General features: G+C 36.2%; 15 protein-coding genes, 1 tRNA gene and 1 pseudogene. 7 read left to right on the top strand and 10 right to left on the bottom strand.

The annotated features are described in order from the left end of the window. Positions 1 to 20 precede the first annotated feature (20 nt). Genes ABYT26_RS11035 through ABYT26_RS11025 form a run of 3 tightly spaced genes read left to right on the top strand, consistent with a single transcriptional unit; the run spans position 21 to position 2,160 of the window. Positions 21 to 815, top strand: a complete 795-nt coding sequence (locus tag ABYT26_RS11035; protein WP_372753814.1) for a thymidylate synthase — start codon at positions 21 to 23, stop codon at positions 813 to 815. An 11-nt stretch (positions 816 to 826) separates the two neighbouring features. Beyond that, complete coding sequence (locus ABYT26_RS11030) at positions 827 to 1,315, top strand: dihydrofolate reductase (protein ID WP_372753812.1); 489 nt, start codon at positions 827 to 829, stop codon at positions 1,313 to 1,315. 5 nt (positions 1,316 to 1,320) lie between these two features. After that, positions 1,321 to 2,160, top strand: coding sequence for a hypothetical protein (locus ABYT26_RS11025; protein WP_372753810.1), 840 nt, complete (start codon positions 1,321 to 1,323; stop codon positions 2,158 to 2,160). Between the two features lie 35 nt (positions 2,161 to 2,195). Here the strand turns inward: ABYT26_RS11025 and clpX are convergent, their stop codons facing one another. The 8 genes from clpX to ABYT26_RS10985 form a co-directional block, all read right to left on the bottom strand. Further along, positions 2,196 to 3,410, bottom strand: coding sequence for an ATP-dependent Clp protease ATP-binding subunit ClpX (gene clpX, locus ABYT26_RS11020; RefSeq protein WP_372753808.1), 1,215 nt, complete (start codon positions 3,408 to 3,410; stop codon positions 2,196 to 2,198). 88 nt (positions 3,411 to 3,498) lie between these two features. Next, positions 3,499 to 4,173 carry an ATP-dependent Clp endopeptidase proteolytic subunit ClpP gene (clpP, locus tag ABYT26_RS11015; RefSeq protein WP_372753806.1) on the bottom strand — a complete coding sequence of 225 codons (675 nt, stop codon included), beginning with the start codon at positions 4,171 to 4,173 and terminating at the stop codon, positions 3,499 to 3,501. A 150-nt stretch (positions 4,174 to 4,323) separates the two neighbouring features. Next, complete coding sequence (gene tig / locus ABYT26_RS11010) at positions 4,324 to 5,673, bottom strand: trigger factor (protein WP_372753804.1); 1,350 nt, start codon at positions 5,671 to 5,673, stop codon at positions 4,324 to 4,326. Between the two features lie 109 nt (positions 5,674 to 5,782). Beyond that, positions 5,783 to 5,864 (bottom strand) — tRNA-Leu (locus tag ABYT26_RS11005). A gap of 140 nt (positions 5,865 to 6,004) precedes the next feature. After that, positions 6,005 to 6,739, bottom strand: coding sequence for an LPS export ABC transporter ATP-binding protein (gene lptB / locus ABYT26_RS11000; protein WP_372753802.1), 735 nt, complete (start codon positions 6,737 to 6,739; stop codon positions 6,005 to 6,007). Between the two features lie 108 nt (positions 6,740 to 6,847). Then, on the bottom strand, positions 6,848 to 9,355 hold the full coding sequence (locus tag ABYT26_RS10995) for a DUF5686 family protein (RefSeq protein WP_372753800.1): 2,508 nt from the start codon (positions 9,353 to 9,355) through the stop codon (positions 6,848 to 6,850). Positions 9,356 to 9,427: 72 nt separating this feature from the next. Further along, a complete protein-coding gene (tatC, locus tag ABYT26_RS10990; RefSeq protein ID WP_372753798.1) occupies positions 9,428 to 10,252 on the bottom strand; it encodes a twin-arginine translocase subunit TatC in 825 nt (274 codons plus the stop codon). A 27-nt stretch (positions 10,253 to 10,279) separates the two neighbouring features. Beyond that, positions 10,280 to 11,248, bottom strand: a complete 969-nt coding sequence (locus ABYT26_RS10985; protein WP_372753796.1) for an SIS domain-containing protein — start codon at positions 11,246 to 11,248, stop codon at positions 10,280 to 10,282. 263 nt (positions 11,249 to 11,511) lie between these two features. On the opposite strand from ABYT26_RS10985, the gene recQ reads away from it, so the two are divergent. Continuing rightward, positions 11,512 to 13,689: a DNA helicase RecQ gene (gene recQ, locus ABYT26_RS10980; protein ID WP_372753794.1), complete on the top strand. Its 2,178-nt coding sequence runs from the start codon at positions 11,512 to 11,514 to the stop codon at positions 13,687 to 13,689. 48 nt (positions 13,690 to 13,737) lie between these two features. Here recQ and ABYT26_RS10975 read toward each other — a convergent pair whose 3' ends face one another. Together ABYT26_RS10975 and ABYT26_RS10970 are read right to left on the bottom strand one after the other, a co-directional pair. Then, on the bottom strand, positions 13,738 to 14,919 hold the full coding sequence (locus ABYT26_RS10975) for a hypothetical protein (protein ID WP_372753792.1): 1,182 nt from the start codon (positions 14,917 to 14,919) through the stop codon (positions 13,738 to 13,740). Positions 14,920 to 14,926: 7 nt separating this feature from the next. Then, positions 14,927 to 15,940, bottom strand: a complete 1,014-nt coding sequence (locus ABYT26_RS10970) for a lysylphosphatidylglycerol synthase transmembrane domain-containing protein (protein WP_372753790.1) — start codon at positions 15,938 to 15,940, stop codon at positions 14,927 to 14,929. Positions 15,941 to 16,156: 216 nt separating this feature from the next. Between ABYT26_RS10970 and rsmA the strand changes: the two genes are divergently transcribed. The 3 genes and pseudogenes from rsmA to purH form a co-directional block, all read left to right on the top strand. Further along, positions 16,157 to 16,948 carry a 16S rRNA (adenine(1518)-N(6)/adenine(1519)-N(6))-dimethyltransferase RsmA gene (gene rsmA / locus ABYT26_RS10965; protein WP_372753788.1) on the top strand — a complete coding sequence of 264 codons (792 nt, stop codon included), beginning with the start codon at positions 16,157 to 16,159 and terminating at the stop codon, positions 16,946 to 16,948. 23 nt (positions 16,949 to 16,971) lie between these two features. Then, a complete protein-coding gene (gene mgtE, locus ABYT26_RS10960) occupies positions 16,972 to 18,330 on the top strand; it encodes a magnesium transporter (protein WP_372753786.1) in 1,359 nt (452 codons plus the stop codon). A 274-nt stretch (positions 18,331 to 18,604) separates the two neighbouring features. Next, positions 18,605 to 19,408: pseudogene (gene purH / locus ABYT26_RS10955) on the top strand (bifunctional phosphoribosylaminoimidazolecarboxamide formyltransferase/IMP cyclohydrolase); the annotation flags it as partial.

The following is a 19,408-nucleotide window of genomic DNA, read 5'->3' as shown; positions in this document are numbered from 1 at the left end:
TAAAATTCTGACAATTTATTATGCAACAATATCTTCAATTATTAGAAAGAGTTCTGGAAGAGGGAAATAAGAAGCAGGACCGTACAGGAACCGGAACGGTAAGTGTATTTGGTCATCAGATGCGTTTCGATTTATCGAAAGGTTTTCCTTTACTAACTACCAAAAAACTTCATTTAAAATCGATTATTCATGAATTGTTATGGTTTTTAAATGGTGATACCAATGTAAAATATCTTCAGGATAACGGAGTTCGAATTTGGAATGAGTGGGCCGATGAAAATGGCGATTTAGGTCATGTTTATGGATATCAATGGAGATCGTGGCCAAAAAGCAATGGCGAATCCTTGGATCAGATAACACAAGTGGTTCACGATATTAAAAATAATCCTAATTCGCGAAGATTGATTGTTAGTGCGTGGAATGCTGGCGATATTGAAAATATGGCTTTGCCTCCTTGTCACGCTTTGTTCCAGTTTTATGTGGCCAATGGTAAATTGTCTTGTCAGTTGTACCAGCGCAGTGCCGATATTTTTCTGGGCGTTCCTTTTAATATTGCTTCCTATGCTATTTTAACTTTAATGATGGCGCAAGTTTGTGATTTGGAGCCAGGGGAATTTGTTCATACATTGGGCGATGCACATATTTATTTGAATCATCTCGATCAGGTGAAACTGCAACTTTCTCGTACGCCAAAAGAACTTCCTACTTTCAGCATTAATCCCGATGTGAAAAATATTTTCGATTTTAAATTCGAGGATTTTAGCTTGACAAACTACGATCCACATCCTCATATAAAAGGAGCAATTTCCATTTAAAACTATAGCTTATGAATGTATCTGTAATTGTTGCGGTTTCACGCAATCAAGTAATTGGAAAAAATAATCAGTTAATTTGGAAACTATCTGCTGACTTAAAACGATTCAAAGCATTAACAACCGGACATACCATTATTATGGGTAGAAAAACCTTTGATTCCATCGGAAAGCCTCTGCCAAATCGTAAGTCGATTGTAATAACTCGTCAAAAATATTATGAAATAGAGGGTTGTGTGGTTGTTAATTCATTGGATGAAGCTCTTGAAAAATCTGTCGACCAGGAGGAAGTTTTCATTATTGGAGGTGGCTCTATTTATCAGGAAGCCTTAGCTAAGGCAAATAAAATTTACTACACAAAAGTTCATAAGGATTTCGAAGGAGATACTTTTTTTCCGGTTTTGGATGTAAAAGAATGGGAATCAGTAAAAAGACAAGATTGCCTTCCAGATGAAAAAAATGAATATCCTTACTCATTTATTGATTACAAAAGAAAAAAATAGCACTTATGCGTAAAATTAGTTTAAGTTTTCTTCTCTTTATTTGTATCCTATTTATAGGAAATTCCTGTTCTACAGGTTCTGACCCTGAGGATGTTATTGATGATGTATTTGCAGAACCCGTTGAAGTCTGTTTGAATCTGCAGAATGTTTTTAACGATCTTTCCATGAATATCAATGGAATTGTGATGCATAATCTCGAATTTGAGGACGATACCATTACCAAAGATGTTGAAGATTGCCTGGATGCTCTGGTTTATCGCGATGAAGAGACTCTAGCTCTCGATTCTATTATTTTAGATTTTGGAAGTTCCGATTGCGATAGTAATGGAGGCAGTTTTGAAGGAGAAGTTGTGGTAGAACCATTAAATGATGCTTTAACGGATTTTGATGTGCGTTTGAGTGATTTTTATGCTGGCGATTACGAGATTACTGGAACAATTGAATTTCAGATTACCGGAGAAACGGCAGGAGATGATTTTGCCATTAGCTTAAGCGATGCGGAATTTATGGATGATGATTCGCTGGTATATTCTGTTTCGAGTTTAATAGGCACTTATACATTTATCGAGGATGAGGAAGATGATGATGATTATACGGATGATATTTTTGATTTTACCGTGAGTATGAGTGGAGAAACATCTGATGGAATTGCCTTTTATCTGGAGAGCGAAAGCGATTTGACTTATGCTTATTCATGTGAGAATATTATAGGTGGCGATGCCGTTTTTACACTAGAAGATGTTAGTGAAGGAGAAGTAGACTACGGAGGAGGAAGTACCGACTACGATTGTGATACAAAAGTGAGTGTCTCCATTGAAGGAGCAACAATTCATGTTTACTTATAAAAACAAAGGCCGGAATTTATATTCCGGCCTTTTCTTTATGCAACTTTTAATCGCTTGAGGTTTACTTTTTCAAGTTTGTCACTTGCGTATTTTTTATCGATACTAATTTTCTTCTTTTCGCTTGTTGGCAGTTCGAACATCGCATCAATCATGATAGCTTCACAAATGGATCTTAATCCACGAGCTCCTAATTTAAACTCAAGAGCCTTATCAACAATATAGTCCAAAGCACTATCCTTAAAAGTCAATTCAATATCGTCTATCTTAAATAACTTGGTATATTGTTTGATGATTGCGTTTTTCGGTTCGGTAAGAATATTTCTAAGAGCATCTCGATTCAAAGGTTCCAAATAGGTAAGAACTGGCAAACGACCAATAATCTCAGGAATTAAGCCGAATGATTTCAGATCTTGAGGAGCAATGTATTGCAACAGATTACTCTGGTCGATTTGTTCTTTCTCCTTATTGGCATTAAAACCAACAATCTGGGTATTTAAACGTTGAGCAATTTTTCTCTGAATTCCATCAAAAGCGCCACCACAAACAAATAGAATGTTTTTGGTGTTTACTGGAATCATTTTCTGATCTGGATGTTTTCGTCCTCCTTGTGGTGGAACATTTACAACTGCACCTTCTAATAGTTTCAGAAGTCCTTGTTGTACACCTTCACCCGAAACATCTCTAGTGATGGAAGGATTATCACTTTTTCTAGCAATTTTATCTATTTCATCAATAAATACAATTCCTTTTTCGGCTGCAGCAATATCATAATCCGATGCTTGAAGAAGCCTTGTTAAAATTGATTCAATATCTTCACCTACATAACCTGCTTCAGTTAAAACGGTAGCATCAACAATGGTAAAAGGAACATGAAGCATTCGCGCAATTGTTCTAGCTAGTAATGTTTTTCCGGTACCAGTTTCACCCACAAGAATAATATTCGATTTTTCAATTTCAATATCTTCCTCGTCTTTTTCCTGAAGTAATCTTTTGTAATGGTTGTAAACAGCAACAGCAAGGTATTTTTTTGCATCATCCTGACCGATAACATACTGGTCAAGAAATGTTTTAATCTCTGTTGGTTTTAGTAATTGAATCTCTTTTAGGTTGAGATCGGTACTGTTCTTCAATTCTTCCTGTACAATTGTATAGGCTTGTTCGATACAGCTATCACAAATGTGACCACTAATTCCGGCAATTAGAAGATTGGTATCCTTTTTTTCTCTCCCACAAAACGAGCATTTATCCATGTTTGTTAATTTGTTATACTAAAAATGCAAAGTTAAGAATTTTAAGCTTAACTCTGCATTTTACTATTCTGATTTCTATTTGGTTTGTCTATTGCTCTCTCATAAGTACTTCATCAATCATTCCGTACTCCTTTGCTTCTGCGGCAGTCATCCAATAATCACGATCGGAGTTTTTCTCCACTTTTTCGTAAGTATTTCCTGAATGATCGGCAATAATGGTATACAATTCTTTCTTAAGCTTAAGAATTTCGCGAGCGGTAATTTCAATGTCCGAAGCTTGTCCTTGTGCGCCACCCATTGGTTGGTGAATCATCACACGTGAATGTTTAAGAGCTGAACGTTTCCCTTTGGTTCCAGCAGTAAGTAACACAGCACCCATTGATGCAGCCATACCGGTACAAATTGTTGCCACATCGCATTTGATGTATTGCATGGTATCGTATATTCCCAATCCTGCATGCACCGAACCTCCAGGAGTGTTAAAGTAGATCTGTATGTCTTTTGTTGGATCTGTTGATTCTAAAAAGAGTAGTTGTGCCATAATTATATTGGCAACGTAATCATCAATTGGAATCCCCAAAAAGATGATTCTATCCATCATCAGTCTTGAGAATACATCCATTGAGGCCACATTTAACTGTCTTTCCTCGATAATGGTTGGAGAAATATAGCTATTGCTAATTGATGTGTATCTATCTAAATTTAGGCTGCTGATGCCCATGTGCTTCGTAGCAAATTTATTGAATTCGTCTTTTGGTACCATAGCGAAGTATTTTTATTTTTTTGTAGACCTAAATTAATTAAATTTTCTCCATTTGAAAAGAATAGCTTAACAAAATCGGAACTTTGGTCTTAAAAAGAAAACCACGCTTTTTAAAAGCGTGGTTTTACTATTATATCGAAGTGTGTTGATTTACTCAAAAAGTTTATTGAAGTCTTCTGTAGAAATTTCGATTTCTTCAAGTTTTACTTTTCCTTTAAGGAATTCAACTACTTTGTCGTCGGCTTTACGTTCGTAAATTTTTCTTTGCTCGTCCTGATTTTCCATCATTTGCTTCGCATAGTTTTCTAGATATTCCTCAGGGACATCCATCATTCCGTATTGTTGGAATTGCATTAAAGCCTGCTTTTTAGCAAATTCCATCACTTCTTCCTGACTTACTTTTAGGTCATTCTCTTGGATTAATCTATTTTTGATTAGTTGCCATTTGAATTCATCAGAATAGTTTGCGAAATCTGTTTCAACTTGCTCAGCAGTCATTTCTTTGTTTGTAGCAACAATCCAACGTTTCAAGAAAGTTTCTGGAAGTACAATTTTTGATTTTTTAACCAATTTTGCTTTGGCATCGATCAAGAATTTGTAGTCGCTATCGTTCTCCAATTGTTTCTCGATATCTTCCTTGATTTTTGCTTTGAATTCTTCTTCAGAAGAAACAGTTCCTTCGCCAAATACTTTGTCGAATAATTCCTGATTCAATTCTGCATTCACAAATTTAGTAATCTCAGTAATGGTGAATTGAAAATCAGAATCTAAAGTCTCAACTTCTTCTTTTGAGATGTTTAGCATTGAAGAGATGTCAGTTTTGTTTTCAAATGCCTTAGTAGGGTTGAATACAACAACATCATCTTTTTTCGCTCCAACGAATTTTTTCTTAGCGTCTTCGTCTTTCATGTACTCAAGAGACATGGCTACATTTTCGCTAGCAATTCCACCTTCAACAACCTGACCTTCTGCGTCAACTTGAGCAAAGTTTCCTTTTAAAAGTTCTTTTTCTTCAACTTTTTCAGCAGGATTGTTTGATCCGAAACGACGAGCGTGCATTTCAACACCGTTCTCGATCATTTTTTCATCAACAATAATTTTGTGGAAGTTGATTTTATCTTTTTTGCTTAGGTTAAGCGTGTATTCAGGAGATAAACCAATATCGAATGAAAATTCGAATTCAGTATCTTTTTCCCAGTTGATTGCTTTCTGATCGGTTTCGTTTGGAAGAGGTTCGCCCATGATATTTAAATCATTTTCACGAATGTACTTCATCAATTCCTCGCTAAGAATTTTATTGATTTCATCAGCTAAAACAGGAGTTCCGTACATTTTTTTAATCACTCCCATAGGTACTTTACCTGCGCGGAAACCATTGATATTTGCTTTTTTACGATAGTTTTTCAAAATATCATTTACTCGGCTCTCATAATCCTCCTTAACGATCTGTAATTTGATTACAGCGTTTAAATCATCAATATTGGTTTTTGTAATGTTCATTTTTTAGCTATTATAGATAAAACCTTTATAATTGAAAAAAAACCGCCTCACGATCGATACATATTTGTATCGTAAAGTACGGGCGGTTTAAGGTTATTCTTTTTAGTTGTGCGGATGAAGGGACTCGAACCCCCACGCCTCTCGGCACTAGATCCTAAGTCTAGCGCGGCTACCAATTACGCCACATCCGCGGGTTAATTGCGGTGCAAATATAGAGCTGTTTTTTATTATTTGCAATAGCTTTTCAAAAAAAAATGAAGTTTTTTTTAGGAAAAAACACCCTTAGATTTGAATTGCCTCAGAGAATGGAATGAATCTACTTAAAAATCAGCTATTTTACCGGTTTTCGGAGTTCGAAATTTTTTCCTAAATAAACTCTACGTACATCTTCGTCGGCAGCTAATTCTTCTGCAGTTCCTGATTTTAGGATATTGCCTTCGAATAAAAGGTAAGCTCTTTCGGTAATAGAAAGGGTTTCTTGTACGTTGTGATCTGTAATAAGTATTCCAATGTTTTTATCTTTTAGGTGGCGTACGATATCCTGTATGTCTTCCACTGCAATTGGATCAACTCCGGCAAAGGGTTCATCTAAAAGGATGAATTTTGGTTTGATGGATAAGGCACGAGCAATTTCGGTTCTTCTCCTTTCACCACCGGAGAGCTGAATTCCCAGACTTTTCCTGATTTTTTGCAAGCTAAACTCATTCAGCATTTCTTCTAAGCGCTGTTTTTGATATTCTTTTGAAAAATCAGACATTTCCAAAACAGCTTTAATGTTGTCTTCGACACTTAGTTTTCGAAAAACAGAAGCTTCCTGTGCCAAGTAGCCAACACCTAATTGGGCTCGTTTGTAAACGGGCTCATTGGTTATCTCTCTATCGTCGAGGAATATTTTACCACCGTTGGGTTGAATTAATCCAACAATCATGTAAAAAGAGGTTGTTTTTCCAGCACCATTTGGTCCTAGTAATCCAACAATTTCACCTTGTTTCACTTCAACCGATACATCTTTTACAACGGTTCGGTTTTTGTATTTTTTGATTAAATTTTCGGCTCTTAAAATCATCGTGCTTTAATAGTTTTAACGATCAGAATGATGCAAATATAAAAAAAGATCTGTGAGAAGTTAGTTTTGCGGCCTGTTTCCCCATGAACAGATTTTTGGGTTTGGGTGTTAAAAAGTGAATTGGAACATGGCTCGAATTCCAAACTCTTCAAAATCTTGATATTCATTATATTCCAAATGATTCAATCGCCACATGGCATCGATTCTGATAAATTTAAATATGTTTTCGATTCCTACACTTGCCTCAAAGTATGGCTTGCTAACATCCGATAATCCGTCAGGAAAATATAATTCAACTTCGGTATTGCTTAAGGATCCATTGTTTTTATCGCTAAGTGAGCCAATTAAGCCTTTCCCGGAAATTACCGTTCTCCACTTTAGCTTTCTGAACAATGGAATTCGGTTAAGAATGAGTCCGTTGAAGTGATGTTCTAAAAATAGACTTACGTATTGATCACTGGCAAACTCATAGTAATTCATCATGTTAAACGCGTATGGATCGAACGCATAGGTTTCATTCCCTTCGTGCAGGTGAAGCAGGGGAAAAGGAACCTTACCGAATAACTTTCCTCCAGTTAGCAAAAAGTAAAGATTACCAATTGGCGGTAACTCTAGAGTGTGTTCAATGCTCAAGTCGATTTTTTGGTAGTTGTAATCCGATCCGAATGCATTTTTCATTCCTGCAGTTAGGTAGAGGTTGAAAATAGGGAAGGGACCGCCAAGAGGAACACGTTCGAATTCACCCATCAGAACACGTTCGTTTTTGGTGAATCGTGTTCTTAGTTCGAGTTCTGAAGTTTTTATGTTCGTAACGGCAGATCCATCATTAGTCGAATAAAAGGGAACGTATTCGGTAGGTGTAATTTTTCGATATCGAAATTTTAAAGTGTTCGATAATCCTTGAAACCATTCTTTTTCGTAATGAGTTTCAAGTTGATTCACCATGGTTAACTTGTTGTTCGGATTTCTTTTGAGTAGCGATGATAGGATGTTTCCTTCGGTAAATGCATTGGGACTTTTTCCCAATTGCTGTATGTCGTGTTTGTATTGCAATCCAAATGTTTCCCTCGGAAGTTTATCAATCATGTAAAGGAATCCGAGTCCATATTTCAATTTATTATCCTTATCGCCGTAAGCTAAATGTCCGTTAAACATCACTTTCGTGCTGAATGCATTGGATGTTCTACCTCCAAACATGAAGCGATTTCCCTCAATTTCGTTAAAGCTGTAGAGTTTGTAGTAAGGACCATATTCAAAGTTTCCTTTTACCCAATAGCCAGTAACAAAGGTTTGGATGATATCAATAATGTTTTTGTAAAGCGGAACATTTTGAATGGAATCAACCATAGAATATATACCAGATTCTCTTTCTGACAATATAAAGGGCCGAGCATCATCCCAGTAGGCTTTGGGTTGTTGTAGTGCTGTTTCTTCGACAATAACATTGTTGTCGAGTTTTAAGATTTCGTCCTGAATGGGTTCGTTTAACTTGATGTTTTTATAGGAAATGGTTTTTCGTCCAAAAAAGCCCATTTGCTTGGTTGAATCTTTTTCACTAATCATGAAATCAACAAAAAGATTCTGCTTTTTTAAGAACCAGGTTGTATCATTTAACTTTTGAAATTCATTGCTACTCACCAAATCTTTCACCCAGTTTAAATTTACATCCTTGGCAATACGCATTTGCATGGTTTGGATGGCAAAGGTAGTGTCGGCTACCCAAAAATCACCAATAAAAGTTGGCTCCTGTTTTCTTTTGGGTTTAAAAGACATGTGATAGCACCAGTTTCCATCGCGATAGGCACTATCGGTTAGGTAGTATTTGTAGTATCGAAGTCCTCCGTCGGCAATAGGGCTCACAAAACCTTTCTCGAAAAGATCGATGAAATTGTCGTAGATATTTACATCCTGATGAAGTCGGCCTGTAAACTGAGCGATACTTGCATTGTTGTTAATGCCCGACATTTGTGAGGCTTTAATAATTTCTCGTTCAATTTTAGGTTTTTTCTGAAAATAGTAGTCCGAAAGAGATTCGGTAATGAATACAGGGAGATAAGGTTTTCCTGTAACCACAGAAGTGTCCATATAATCAAAGACAAACTGAAATTGTTTCATGATTTTTTTGTTCTTAAAATCATCTTTCACGTTGTTCAAGTCCATCTCCATTTTTGTGTAGGATTCGTATTGATAAGAATCAAATCGGGATGGATTGTTGTCCTCTTTTTTTGCGATAATTTTGCGAAGAAGGATGTGTGCTGGGTTTTCTCCAGGGGTAATTACAATTTCGTCTAGGTTGAAGGCTTCAGAGGTTAATTCTACATTTACGGTCTGAAAACTCGCTTTCTGAATTTTAAAAATTTGCGGCTTGTATCCAACAAAAGAAATGTGGAGTGAGTCGGTAGGAGTTCTAGTCTCGAGAAAATACTGCCCATCAAAATCGGATGTGGTTCCGATGGTTGTTCCCTTAAACGAGATATTCACAAAAGGGAGAGGTTCTTTTGTTTCCGAATCGATTATTTGGCCTCTTACTTTTGTGGTTTGTGCCAAACTGCTTAAAGAGAGTGCCCCAAAGAGAAGAACGCTAAATAACAAAAACCCTTTTTTTATATTTTGCATGATAATAGTAACAATGTGATGAATTGATTGTTGGCTCTGTTTTTTTGAAAATGTAAATAATTTCTTGTCTGCTTAGTTTAAATCAGACTGTTGGTTTTTTTGAACTTTTTTGGATATTCTAATGCCAATTTCATACAGTAACATCAAAGGCAGGCAAACTAGAATCTGGCTAAAGATATCAGGAGGAGTGATGATAGCTGAAAGAATAAGAATTAAAACCACAGAATGTTTCCGGTATTTCTTTAAAAATTCGGGAGATACCAAGCCTATTTTGCTTAAAAAGAAAATTAACACGGGAAGTTCAAAAATAACTCCACCTGCAAGTACAATTGAAGTGATGGAAGAAATATAAGAAGTTAGGTTTATTTGATTTAGAATTTGATCACTAATATGATAAGAACCAAGAAAATGTACCGATAAGGGAGTTATTATGTAGTATCCAAAAAGAACACCCAATCCAAATAAAAAGGAGGTGTAAAAAATAGATCCCCGGGCATGTTTTTTCTCATTATCGTATAAAGCTGGTTTAAGAAAACTCCAAAACTCGTAAAATATATAGGGAAAGCTGGCAATAACTCCAATCACTAAAGAAACGCTGATGTGAGTTGCAAATTGCCCAGCCATGTTGATGTTTATGATCTGGAATGGTTGGGTGTTGATTTTTAAGGATTCTACACCTGTGAATTCAGACAGTTTGAAAAACATTCGATTGGTAAAAAAGTCAGGATTTTTAGGGGCAAGAATAAGAACATTGAAAATAAAATCGTAAAAGATAAAAGCCGCGATTGCAAAAATCATAACGGCAATTACGGAACGCATTAGGTGCCATCTTAGTTCTTCAAGATGCTCTAGAAAACTCATTTGGCCTTCGTTTGTAGTTGCTTCCTTATCTGACATGTATCTTTATTTTTCTATTTGTTTTGACTAAACAATTCCTTCTTTTAGGATGTCGTGTAAATGTACCATTCCTACATACTTTTTATTCTGAACAACAGCAAGCTGTGTAATATTATTGGCTTCCATTAATTGAAAGGCTTTAATTGCAAGAGAGTCAGGAGAAATTGTTTTCGGCATTGGCGACATGATATTGTGAGCAAGCAATTGGCTTACATCCTCATTTTGTTCCAGCATTCGTCTAAGATCACCATCGGTGATTATTCCAAGCAGTTCATTTTTTTGGTTCACAACTGCCGTAGCTCCCATTCTTTTGGATGATATTTCGAGGATGATAGGACGGATGTGTTCATTTTCTAAAACTTTTGGAGGTAAATCGTTTTTGTACAGATCACTAACTCGTAAGTACAATTTTTTTCCTAAAGCTCCTCCAGGATGGTATTTGGCGAAATCCTGACTGGTGAATTGTCTGCATTCTAGTAAAGAAACTGCTAAGGCATCACCAATAACAAGTTGGGCCGTTGTAGAATTTGTTGGAGCTAGGTTGTTAGGATCGGCTTCTTTTTCAACCACGGCTTTCAAAACAAAGTCAGCCTCCTTTGCAAGAAAAGAATCTAATCCAGATACCATTGCAATTAGCTTATTTCCCATGTTTTTGATGAGAGGTACCAAAACTTTGATTTCAGGAGTACTTCCACTTTTTGATAAGCAAATGATAATATCATCAGGACGAATCATCCCTAAATCACCATGAATGGCGTCTGCAGCGTGCATAAATAAGGCTGGTGTGCCTGTTGAATTTAAGGTTGCAACAATTTTATTGGCGATGTTAGCACTTTTGCCAATTCCTGTGAGAACAACCCTTCCTTTGCTCTCTAGGATTAATTCAACAGTATTTACGAAATCTCCATCAATATGCTCTTTTAGCTGACTAATGGTTTTTTCTTCTTCGGCAATTGTATTGATTGCAATTTGTTTGATATTGTATGTAGGCTTCAAATCTTCTGTGTTTTATTGTGTGTGCAAAGCTAATCAAACTCAAATTAATGAATCTTTATTTCGCAGTTAAAATCTGTTAAAAGCCAATTCCGTTTTGAATTGTACTAGTCTTTCTCTAAATTTAAAATACAAAAGTATTGAAATTTGTTACACGGGAATGAATGGTGAAGTGAATTTTACCATTTAAAAATTTTAGCTTACTAAGTAAAACATTAATTTAGCAGGCTGCGTATATTTTTGGGAAAAGCATATCAATTATAAGTATGGGAACAAACTTTGAATTATCAAGTAATTTAAAGAAGTATTTTGGATTTGAGAATTTTAAGGGGAATCAAGAACCAGTAATTCAAAATATTTTGAGTGGTAGGGACACATTTGTGTTAATGCCCACCGGTGGAGGAAAGTCATTGTGTTATCAATTGCCTTCATTAATGTTAGAGGGAACTGCAATCGTCATTTCTCCATTGATCGCTTTGATGAAAAATCAGGTGGATGCAATGAGAAATTTCGGTGAAGATGATGGGGTGGCCCATTATCTAAATTCATCTCTTTCTAAATCAGCAACTCTGAAAGTGAAAGAGGATGTTTTGACCGGCCGAACAAAGCTTCTTTATGTTGCGCCAGAATCCTTAACAAAGGAAAGTAATATTGAGTTTTTGAAACAGGTTAAAATCTCTTTTTATGCCGTTGATGAAGCTCACTGTATTTCAGAATGGGGGCACGATTTTAGACCGGAATATAGGAAAATACGATCCATAGTAAACGAAATTGGATCGGCTCCAATTATTGCACTTACCGCAACAGCAACCCCGAAAGTTCAGCACGATATTCAAAAGAATTTAGGTATGTTGGATGCTTTGGTCTTTAAATCTTCATTTAATCGGCCAAATTTATACTACGAGGTGCGTCCTAAAGTGAACGCAACCAGAGATATCATCAAATTTATTCGTGAAAATTCGGGAAAATCAGGGATTATCTATTGCTTGAGTCGTAAAAAGGTTGAGGAATTGGCTGAAACGCTTCAGGTAAATGGAATTAAGGCTGTTCCCTATCATGCGGGAATGGATTCAGCAACTCGTTCGGGAAATCAAGATAAATTTCTGATGGAAGATGTAGATGTTGTTGTGGCTACAATTGCATTTGGAATGGGAATTGATAAGCCTGATGTTCGTTTTGTGATTCATTACGATATACCAAAAAGTTTAGAAGGTTACTATCAGGAAACAGGAAGAGCTGGGAGAGATGGAGGTGAAGGGAAGTGTCTTACTTTTTATAGCTATAAGGATATTCAAAAGCTCGAAAAGTTTATGCAGGGAAAACCAGTTGCCGAGCAGGAAATAGGCAGACAGCTATTGTTAGAAACGGTTTCTTTTGCTGAAACGGCAATTTGTCGTCGCACTATTTTGCTGCATTATTTTGGCGAAAAGGTTGATGATGGCAATTGTGGTCATTGCGATAATTGTTTGCATCCTAAAAAGGAATTTCGGGGGGAAGAATTTGTAGTTAAAGCATTGCAGTTGGTTAAAGATGTTAAGGAGCGTTTTAAGATCGACCATATGGTAAATATTCTTACCGGCGTATCGAATTCCTCTATTAAATCGTACCGACATGATGAACTGGAATTGTATGGTTCTGGTAGTGATCGTGATCAGCACTTCTGGAATATGGTGTTCCGAAGGGCTTTGATTCACTCTTTTATAGAGAAAGATATTGAGCAATATGGAGTTATTAAATTTCTACCAGAGGGACTTGAATTTTTAGAAAATCCAAAGCCTTTTATGTTGACTGATGATCACGATTACAACGAGGTTGATTTAGAAGCTGAAAAAGCGGCTAGTACTGCTGTGGTAGATGAATCTTTGCTGCAAATGCTGAAAGATTTAAGAAAGAAAGTTGCGAAGAAAAAAGAGGTGCCTCCTTACGTTGTGTTTCAAGATCCTTCTCTTGAGGAAATGGCGATTAATTATCCGGTCACCATTGATGAATTATCGCATATACAAGGTGTTGGTGCTGGAAAAGCAAGGCGATTTGGAAAGGACTTTGTAAAACTAATTAGTCAGCATGTAGAGGAAAACGATATTGAAAGACCACAAGATATGGTTGTTCGTTCGGTGGTTGATAAATCTAAATTTAAGGTTTACATCATTCAAAGTGTCGATCGTAAAATGGATTTGGAGGATATTGCCGAAGCAAAAGGTATGGACTTCCCTGATTTACTCAGCGAAATGGAGGCTATTGTGTATTCCGGAACAAAATTAAGTTTAGACTACTATGTAGAAGAGACAATTGATGAGGATCGTCAGGAGGAAATTCTTGAATATTTTGATGAAGCCGAGACAGATAATATTGAGTTGGCGCTGGAGGAATTGGGAGAAGAAGATTACAGCGAGTCCGATATTCGATTAATGCGAATATTATATCACTCCGAAAATGGATTGTAAAGAATATTAAAAATAGAATAGGTAGGCTACTCGGTTTGGGTAGCCTTTTTATTTAATAATTTCTGAGCGTTTGAATTCTTTGTTTTCGTCGAATAGTTTTCGATACGTATAATGAGTTTTATAGACTTTTGCACCAATGTGTTCCATTAAATGACTCATGCGGGGGTTAAAGTCACCAATCCAATTCATTTCTAAATGTAAAAATGGAAAATTAGCATCAAATCCCGATCGTGAAAACTCATAGATCATTGCTGCTTCGATTCCTCTTTTTTGAAATTCGGGAATCACACCAAATATCAAACCCAAAGCATTTTTATTTTTTTGTAGGTGCTTGTAGTATAAGAATCGAAGTTTGGCATACAAGTTCATTTTACCATTTAAATGCTGCAAAAGCTCATTTAAATCGGGGATCATGATAAAAAAGCCAATGGGTTCGTTCTTGTAATAGGCGAACCACATTAATTTTTCATGCATAATAGGTTTTAAGGAGGTGAACAGCTCCTCGGCCTGTTGCTTTGAAATTCCGTCGATTCCTGGAATTTCTTTTACCCAGGCTCCGTTGTAAATGTATACAAAATCGTTGATTAGCTTATCAGCATTTTTTTTGGTTAAATGAATAACCTGATAGTCGTCGTTATTAAGAAGTCGGTTGGCTTTCCATTTTATAATTTCACTTAAGCTTTCGAGGGCAAATTTAGTACGGTAAGTGAACTGTTTAAAGAAAATTTGAAAACCGTAAGATTCGAAAAACTCTTGGTAGTAATCCAGATGATATGGCATGCAATATACCGGTTTGTGATCACCGGCCACATGAAGTCCCCACCATTGATGCCTCTCTCCGAAATTAATGGGACCATCCATAGCCTCTATCTGTCTTTCTTTTAGCCATTGTTTGCAGTGGTCGAATAGGGTGAAAGCTGCTTTTTTGTTGTTGATGCATTCGAAAAATCCTAAGCCTCCGGTTGGTTGTTCGTTTACGTCTTTTGTTTTGTAATCGATAAAGGCAGCAACGCGACCTATTGTGTTTTTGTTTTGGTCTTGAAGAATCCAGCGAATGCATTCCCCATGAGTAAACATTTTATTTTGTTTCGGATCAAAAATTTTCTCAATGTCCGAATCTAAAGGTCGAATCCAATTTTTTTTGTTTTTGTAAAGCCTTATTGGAAGTTTGATGAATTCCCGGATCGAATAAGGATTTGTAACTTCGATAATGTTGTATTCGATATTCATCTTTATATTATGCCTTAGTGAGTTTAGTTTGTTTGCGATTTGCTATAGGAAGTGCAATGACTGATAGGGAACCTAGAATGATAATCATGGCTGTTTGTGAACCATGCACAACCAATGCAAAGCTTTTAGACATGTTTTCGATATTTGAAACTTCTGGTAGGTAAACCAAAAGTGTTCCGATAACCATAAAATGCCAGGCTCCAATTCCACCCTGAACCGGAGCAACCATTCCAAAGGCTCCCATTACAAAAACGGTTAACCCAGCAATGGCAGGAAGGTTGGATGTAAATCCGAAGCTAAAGAAACAAATGTAGGTCATTAAATAGTACATGATCCAAATAAATACCGTGTGTAGGATGAAATAGATTTTATGATCTAGTGCTTTTATAGCGCGAAACCCTGCCATAAAATTAGAAATGGTTTGGTCTATTTTTATAAAGATACTTGTGTTTTTGAATTTTTTACGAAGAAACCAAATTGCTATTAGTATTGTTGCCACAACATATAAGGTATTGGTAGATGCGAAAATTTTGGATAACTTCGTACTGACTTCGGGATTGTTTGAAAAAAAATGTGATATGACCGAAAACTGAGTGCTTAAGGCAATCAGTAAAAAAACAATGAGCATCATAATATCTAAAACTCTTTCCAAAACAACAGTTCCAACTAGTTTTGTGAATGAAATGTTTTCGTACTTACTGATTAAACCACATCTGGAAATTTCGCCCATTCGGGGAAGTGCCAGGTTGGCAAAGTAACCAACCATTACTGCCAAAAAAGTGTTTATAGTTCTGGGTTTTTTGCCTAATGATTCAATGAGCATGTTCCATCGGATTGTGCGGCTAATATGGCTTAAGAGTCCGCAAAATAAGGAAAGAAAAATCCAATAATAGTTAACTTCGTTTTTTAAAGTGAAAAGAATCTCTGTTGTATTTTGACCGCGATAAACGTACCAAAATAAAAAGGAGCTAATCGAAAAGAAGATTAAAAATTTGATAATATTGATGAGATTTTTTTTCAATTCTAATAAATTTAGAGTCGGTATTTACGCTAAATACCAAGATTGGTTAAATTTTTCGGCAAGGATAAGCAATGATTCAAGTATTAAGTCCTAAATTTGCCCTGCAGTAAATCAGCTACAAAAATAAGTAAATGTTTGAAATCTCCTTTGAAAAGCTTCTGTTTTTAATGTTTGTTAACTAGTAGAGGCATATATAAAGGGATTAATTGGAAGGATATGGGATACGTTCGGGCGAAAAAAAATTTAGGACAGCATTTTTTAAAGGATCAAAACATTGCCAAAAAAATTGTTGCAAGTATGAAAGCCGAAGAGGTTTCAAAGGTGCTCGAAATTGGCCCAGGAATGGGTGTGTTAACCCAATATTTGCTTAAGGAAAAGGCTTTCGAAACGCATGTGGTTGAGATTGATAGGGAATCGGTGGCGTATTTAAATGAAAATTACCCTGAGTTATCGGGACGAATTATTGGTCATGATTTTTTAAAATATGATCTGTCGCGCTTGTTTGCCGAGCCATTTGCCATTATTGGTAATTTTCCCTACAATATTTCTTCTCAGATTTTTTTTAAGGTTTTAGATTATAGAGATCAAATTCCTGAAGTTGTTGGCATGATTCAGAAAGAGGTTGCTGAAAGAATGGCAGCAGTTCCCGGGAATAAAACATATGGAATTTTAAGTGTGCTTATGCAGGCTTTTTATAATATCGAATATTTATTTACGGTTAGTGAAACGGTATTCGATCCTCCCCCAAAAGTCAAATCAGCAGTAATTCGTATGGTTCGAAATACGACCGATAATTTGGCTTGTGATGAAAGACTTTTTTTCCGAGTCGTTAAATCCGGTTTTAATCAACGCCGGAAAACCTTGCGTAATTCTTTAAAATCGGTATTGGGCGATGCAAAATTAGATGATGAGTTGATGGCACAAAGGCCAGAGCAATTGTCTGTTGATCAGTTTGTTTATCTTACCAATAAAATTGAAGAATTGATAAACACGGAATTAAGAGAATAAAATCACACTAAAAATACTTTGTTATGCAATTTGAGTTGACCCGCGAATACATCGATCAATTAAAACAAATTATTGACGACAAAAATGAGGCGGAGGCAGTTAGCCAGATGAAAGAATTGCACCCTGCTGACATTGCTGAGATATACGATGAACTAGATATTGAAGAGGCTAAGTTTTTGTATCTGCTTCTCGATGGCGATACGGCTGCTAATGTGTTGGCCGAGTTGGAGGATGATGATAGAGATCGTTTTTTAAAGGCTCTTCCTGTTGAAGTAATTGCAAAGCAGTTTATCGATCGAATGAATTCGGATGATGCTGCCGATGTGATTGGAGGATTGTCGGATGAACAACAAGAAAGAATCCTTTTCCATATAAATGACATTGAGCAAGCTGGTGATATTGTTGACTTGCTTCATTACGACGATGATACGGCCGGGGGATTAATGGCTAAAGAGTTGGTGAAGGTTAATGAAAATTGGACTGTTCTAACTTGTTTGCGAGAGTTAAGTCGCCAAGCAGAAGATATCGATGAAATCTACTATGTGTATGTGGTAGATGATGATGATATATTAAAAGGAACCATTTCTTTGAAGAAAATGATTTTGAGTTCCACATCTGCAAGAATCAGTAATATTTACCTTCCCGATGCAATGGCTGTTCATACCGATGCCAAAGATGAGGATGTTGCGCGTATCATGGAGAAATATGATTTGGTAGCGATTCCGGTTATTGATAGTATAGGACGCTTAATGGGGCGAATTACCATCGATGATGTTGTTGATGTGATTCGTGATGAAGCCGAAAAAGATTATCAAATGGCATCTGGTCTTACCGAAGATGTAGAGTCAAATGACTCGGTTTGGATTCAAACGCGTGCTCGTCTTCCCTGGTTATTGATTGGAATGTTGGGCGGACTAATTAGTGCATTTGTTATATCAACGCACGAGAATGATTTGGGAATTAATCCTGCAATGGCATTTTTCATCCCACTAATTACAGCTATGGGAGGAAATGTAGGGGTTCAGTCTGCTGCGATTATTGTTCAGGGCTTGGCTAATAATTCTTTGGGATTTGAAAGTACATTTAGTCGGCTGATGCGTGAATTAACAGGTGCTCTTGTTAACGGAATTATTTGCTCAGGGATTGTTTTTATAGTGAATACCATTACAGGTAACTCACAGGACTTAACCATCAGTGTTTCTGCAGCTTTGTTTTCTGTGATTATTTTTGCATCCTTGTTTGGAACCTTAATTCCATTAACTTTAAATAAACTTAAAGTTGATCCTGCTTTAGCAACAGGACCTTTTGTAACTACTTTGAATGATATCGTTGGCCTTTTTATTTACCTATCGATTGGAGCTTATTTTTTAGGATTAGTATAATAGCTAGAGGAGTAGAGGTTATTAGTTGAAAAATAAGGGTTTGAAAGTCTAATTTGTGAATGAATTGCTTGATATATTATGATTAAATGAAAAAGTTGAATAAAAAACTTTTTCAGGTCGTAGTTTTTTTTAGGTTTTTCTTAACTTTGCATGAGGTTTTTGCTATTGCCATAAATCTTTGTTTATTAAGTACTTAGGCTTTGGTTGAAGCATTTCTGTTTTTTTACGAAAATGGAATGATGCCATTTTATAAAATTATCCAAAAAAAAGAATCATGAAGAGAGCGCTGATCAGTGTGTTTGATAAAACAAATGTTGTTGAATTTGCCAGAGAGCTAAGCAATTTAGGTTGGGAGATTATTTCTACTGGAGGTACATCTGCCAAGTTTAAGGCTGAAGGAATTTCTGTGATGGATATTTCTGATCTTACAAATTTTCCAGAATGTTTTGATGGACGAGTGAAAACTTTGCATCCAAATGTGGAAGGCGGTATTTTAGCCATTCGAGATAATGAAACCCATATTGCTCAAATGAATGAGTTGGGAATTGATCCAATTGATATTGTTGTTTGCAATCTTTATCCGTTTAAAGACACAATTTTGAAGCCTGATGCAGGACACGAAGAAATAATTGAAAATATTGATATAGGTGGACCAACTATGTTGCGAGCTGCAGCAAAAAACTATAAATTTGTTTCGGTAATTACCGATCCTGATGATTACTCAAAAGTAATTGAGGAATTAAAACAGGGGAACGATACCAGTGCTGAAACAAAAGAGTATTTAGCAGCGAAGGTTTTTGAACATACAGCTCATTACGATGCTCTGATTTCGGGTTATTTTAATAAAAAATTAGGCGTTACATCTCCTAAAATATTAACATTAACTTACGAGAAAAAGCAAGATCTTCGTTACGGTGAAAATCCTCATCAGAAGGCAACTTTTTACAGTCAAATTCAAGAAACAGAAGGAACTTTAACTTCAGCGAAGAAAATTCACGGTAAAGAACTATCTTACAACAATATTGGAGATACTGATGGAGCCTTGGAAACATTAAAAGAATTTCAAGAGCCTACCATT

The organism is Labilibaculum sp., assembly GCF_041595635.1.
In the GTDB taxonomy this organism is placed as follows: domain Bacteria; phylum Bacteroidota; class Bacteroidia; order Bacteroidales; family Marinifilaceae; genus Labilibaculum.
This window is presented reverse-complemented; position numbering and strand designations above follow the sequence as displayed.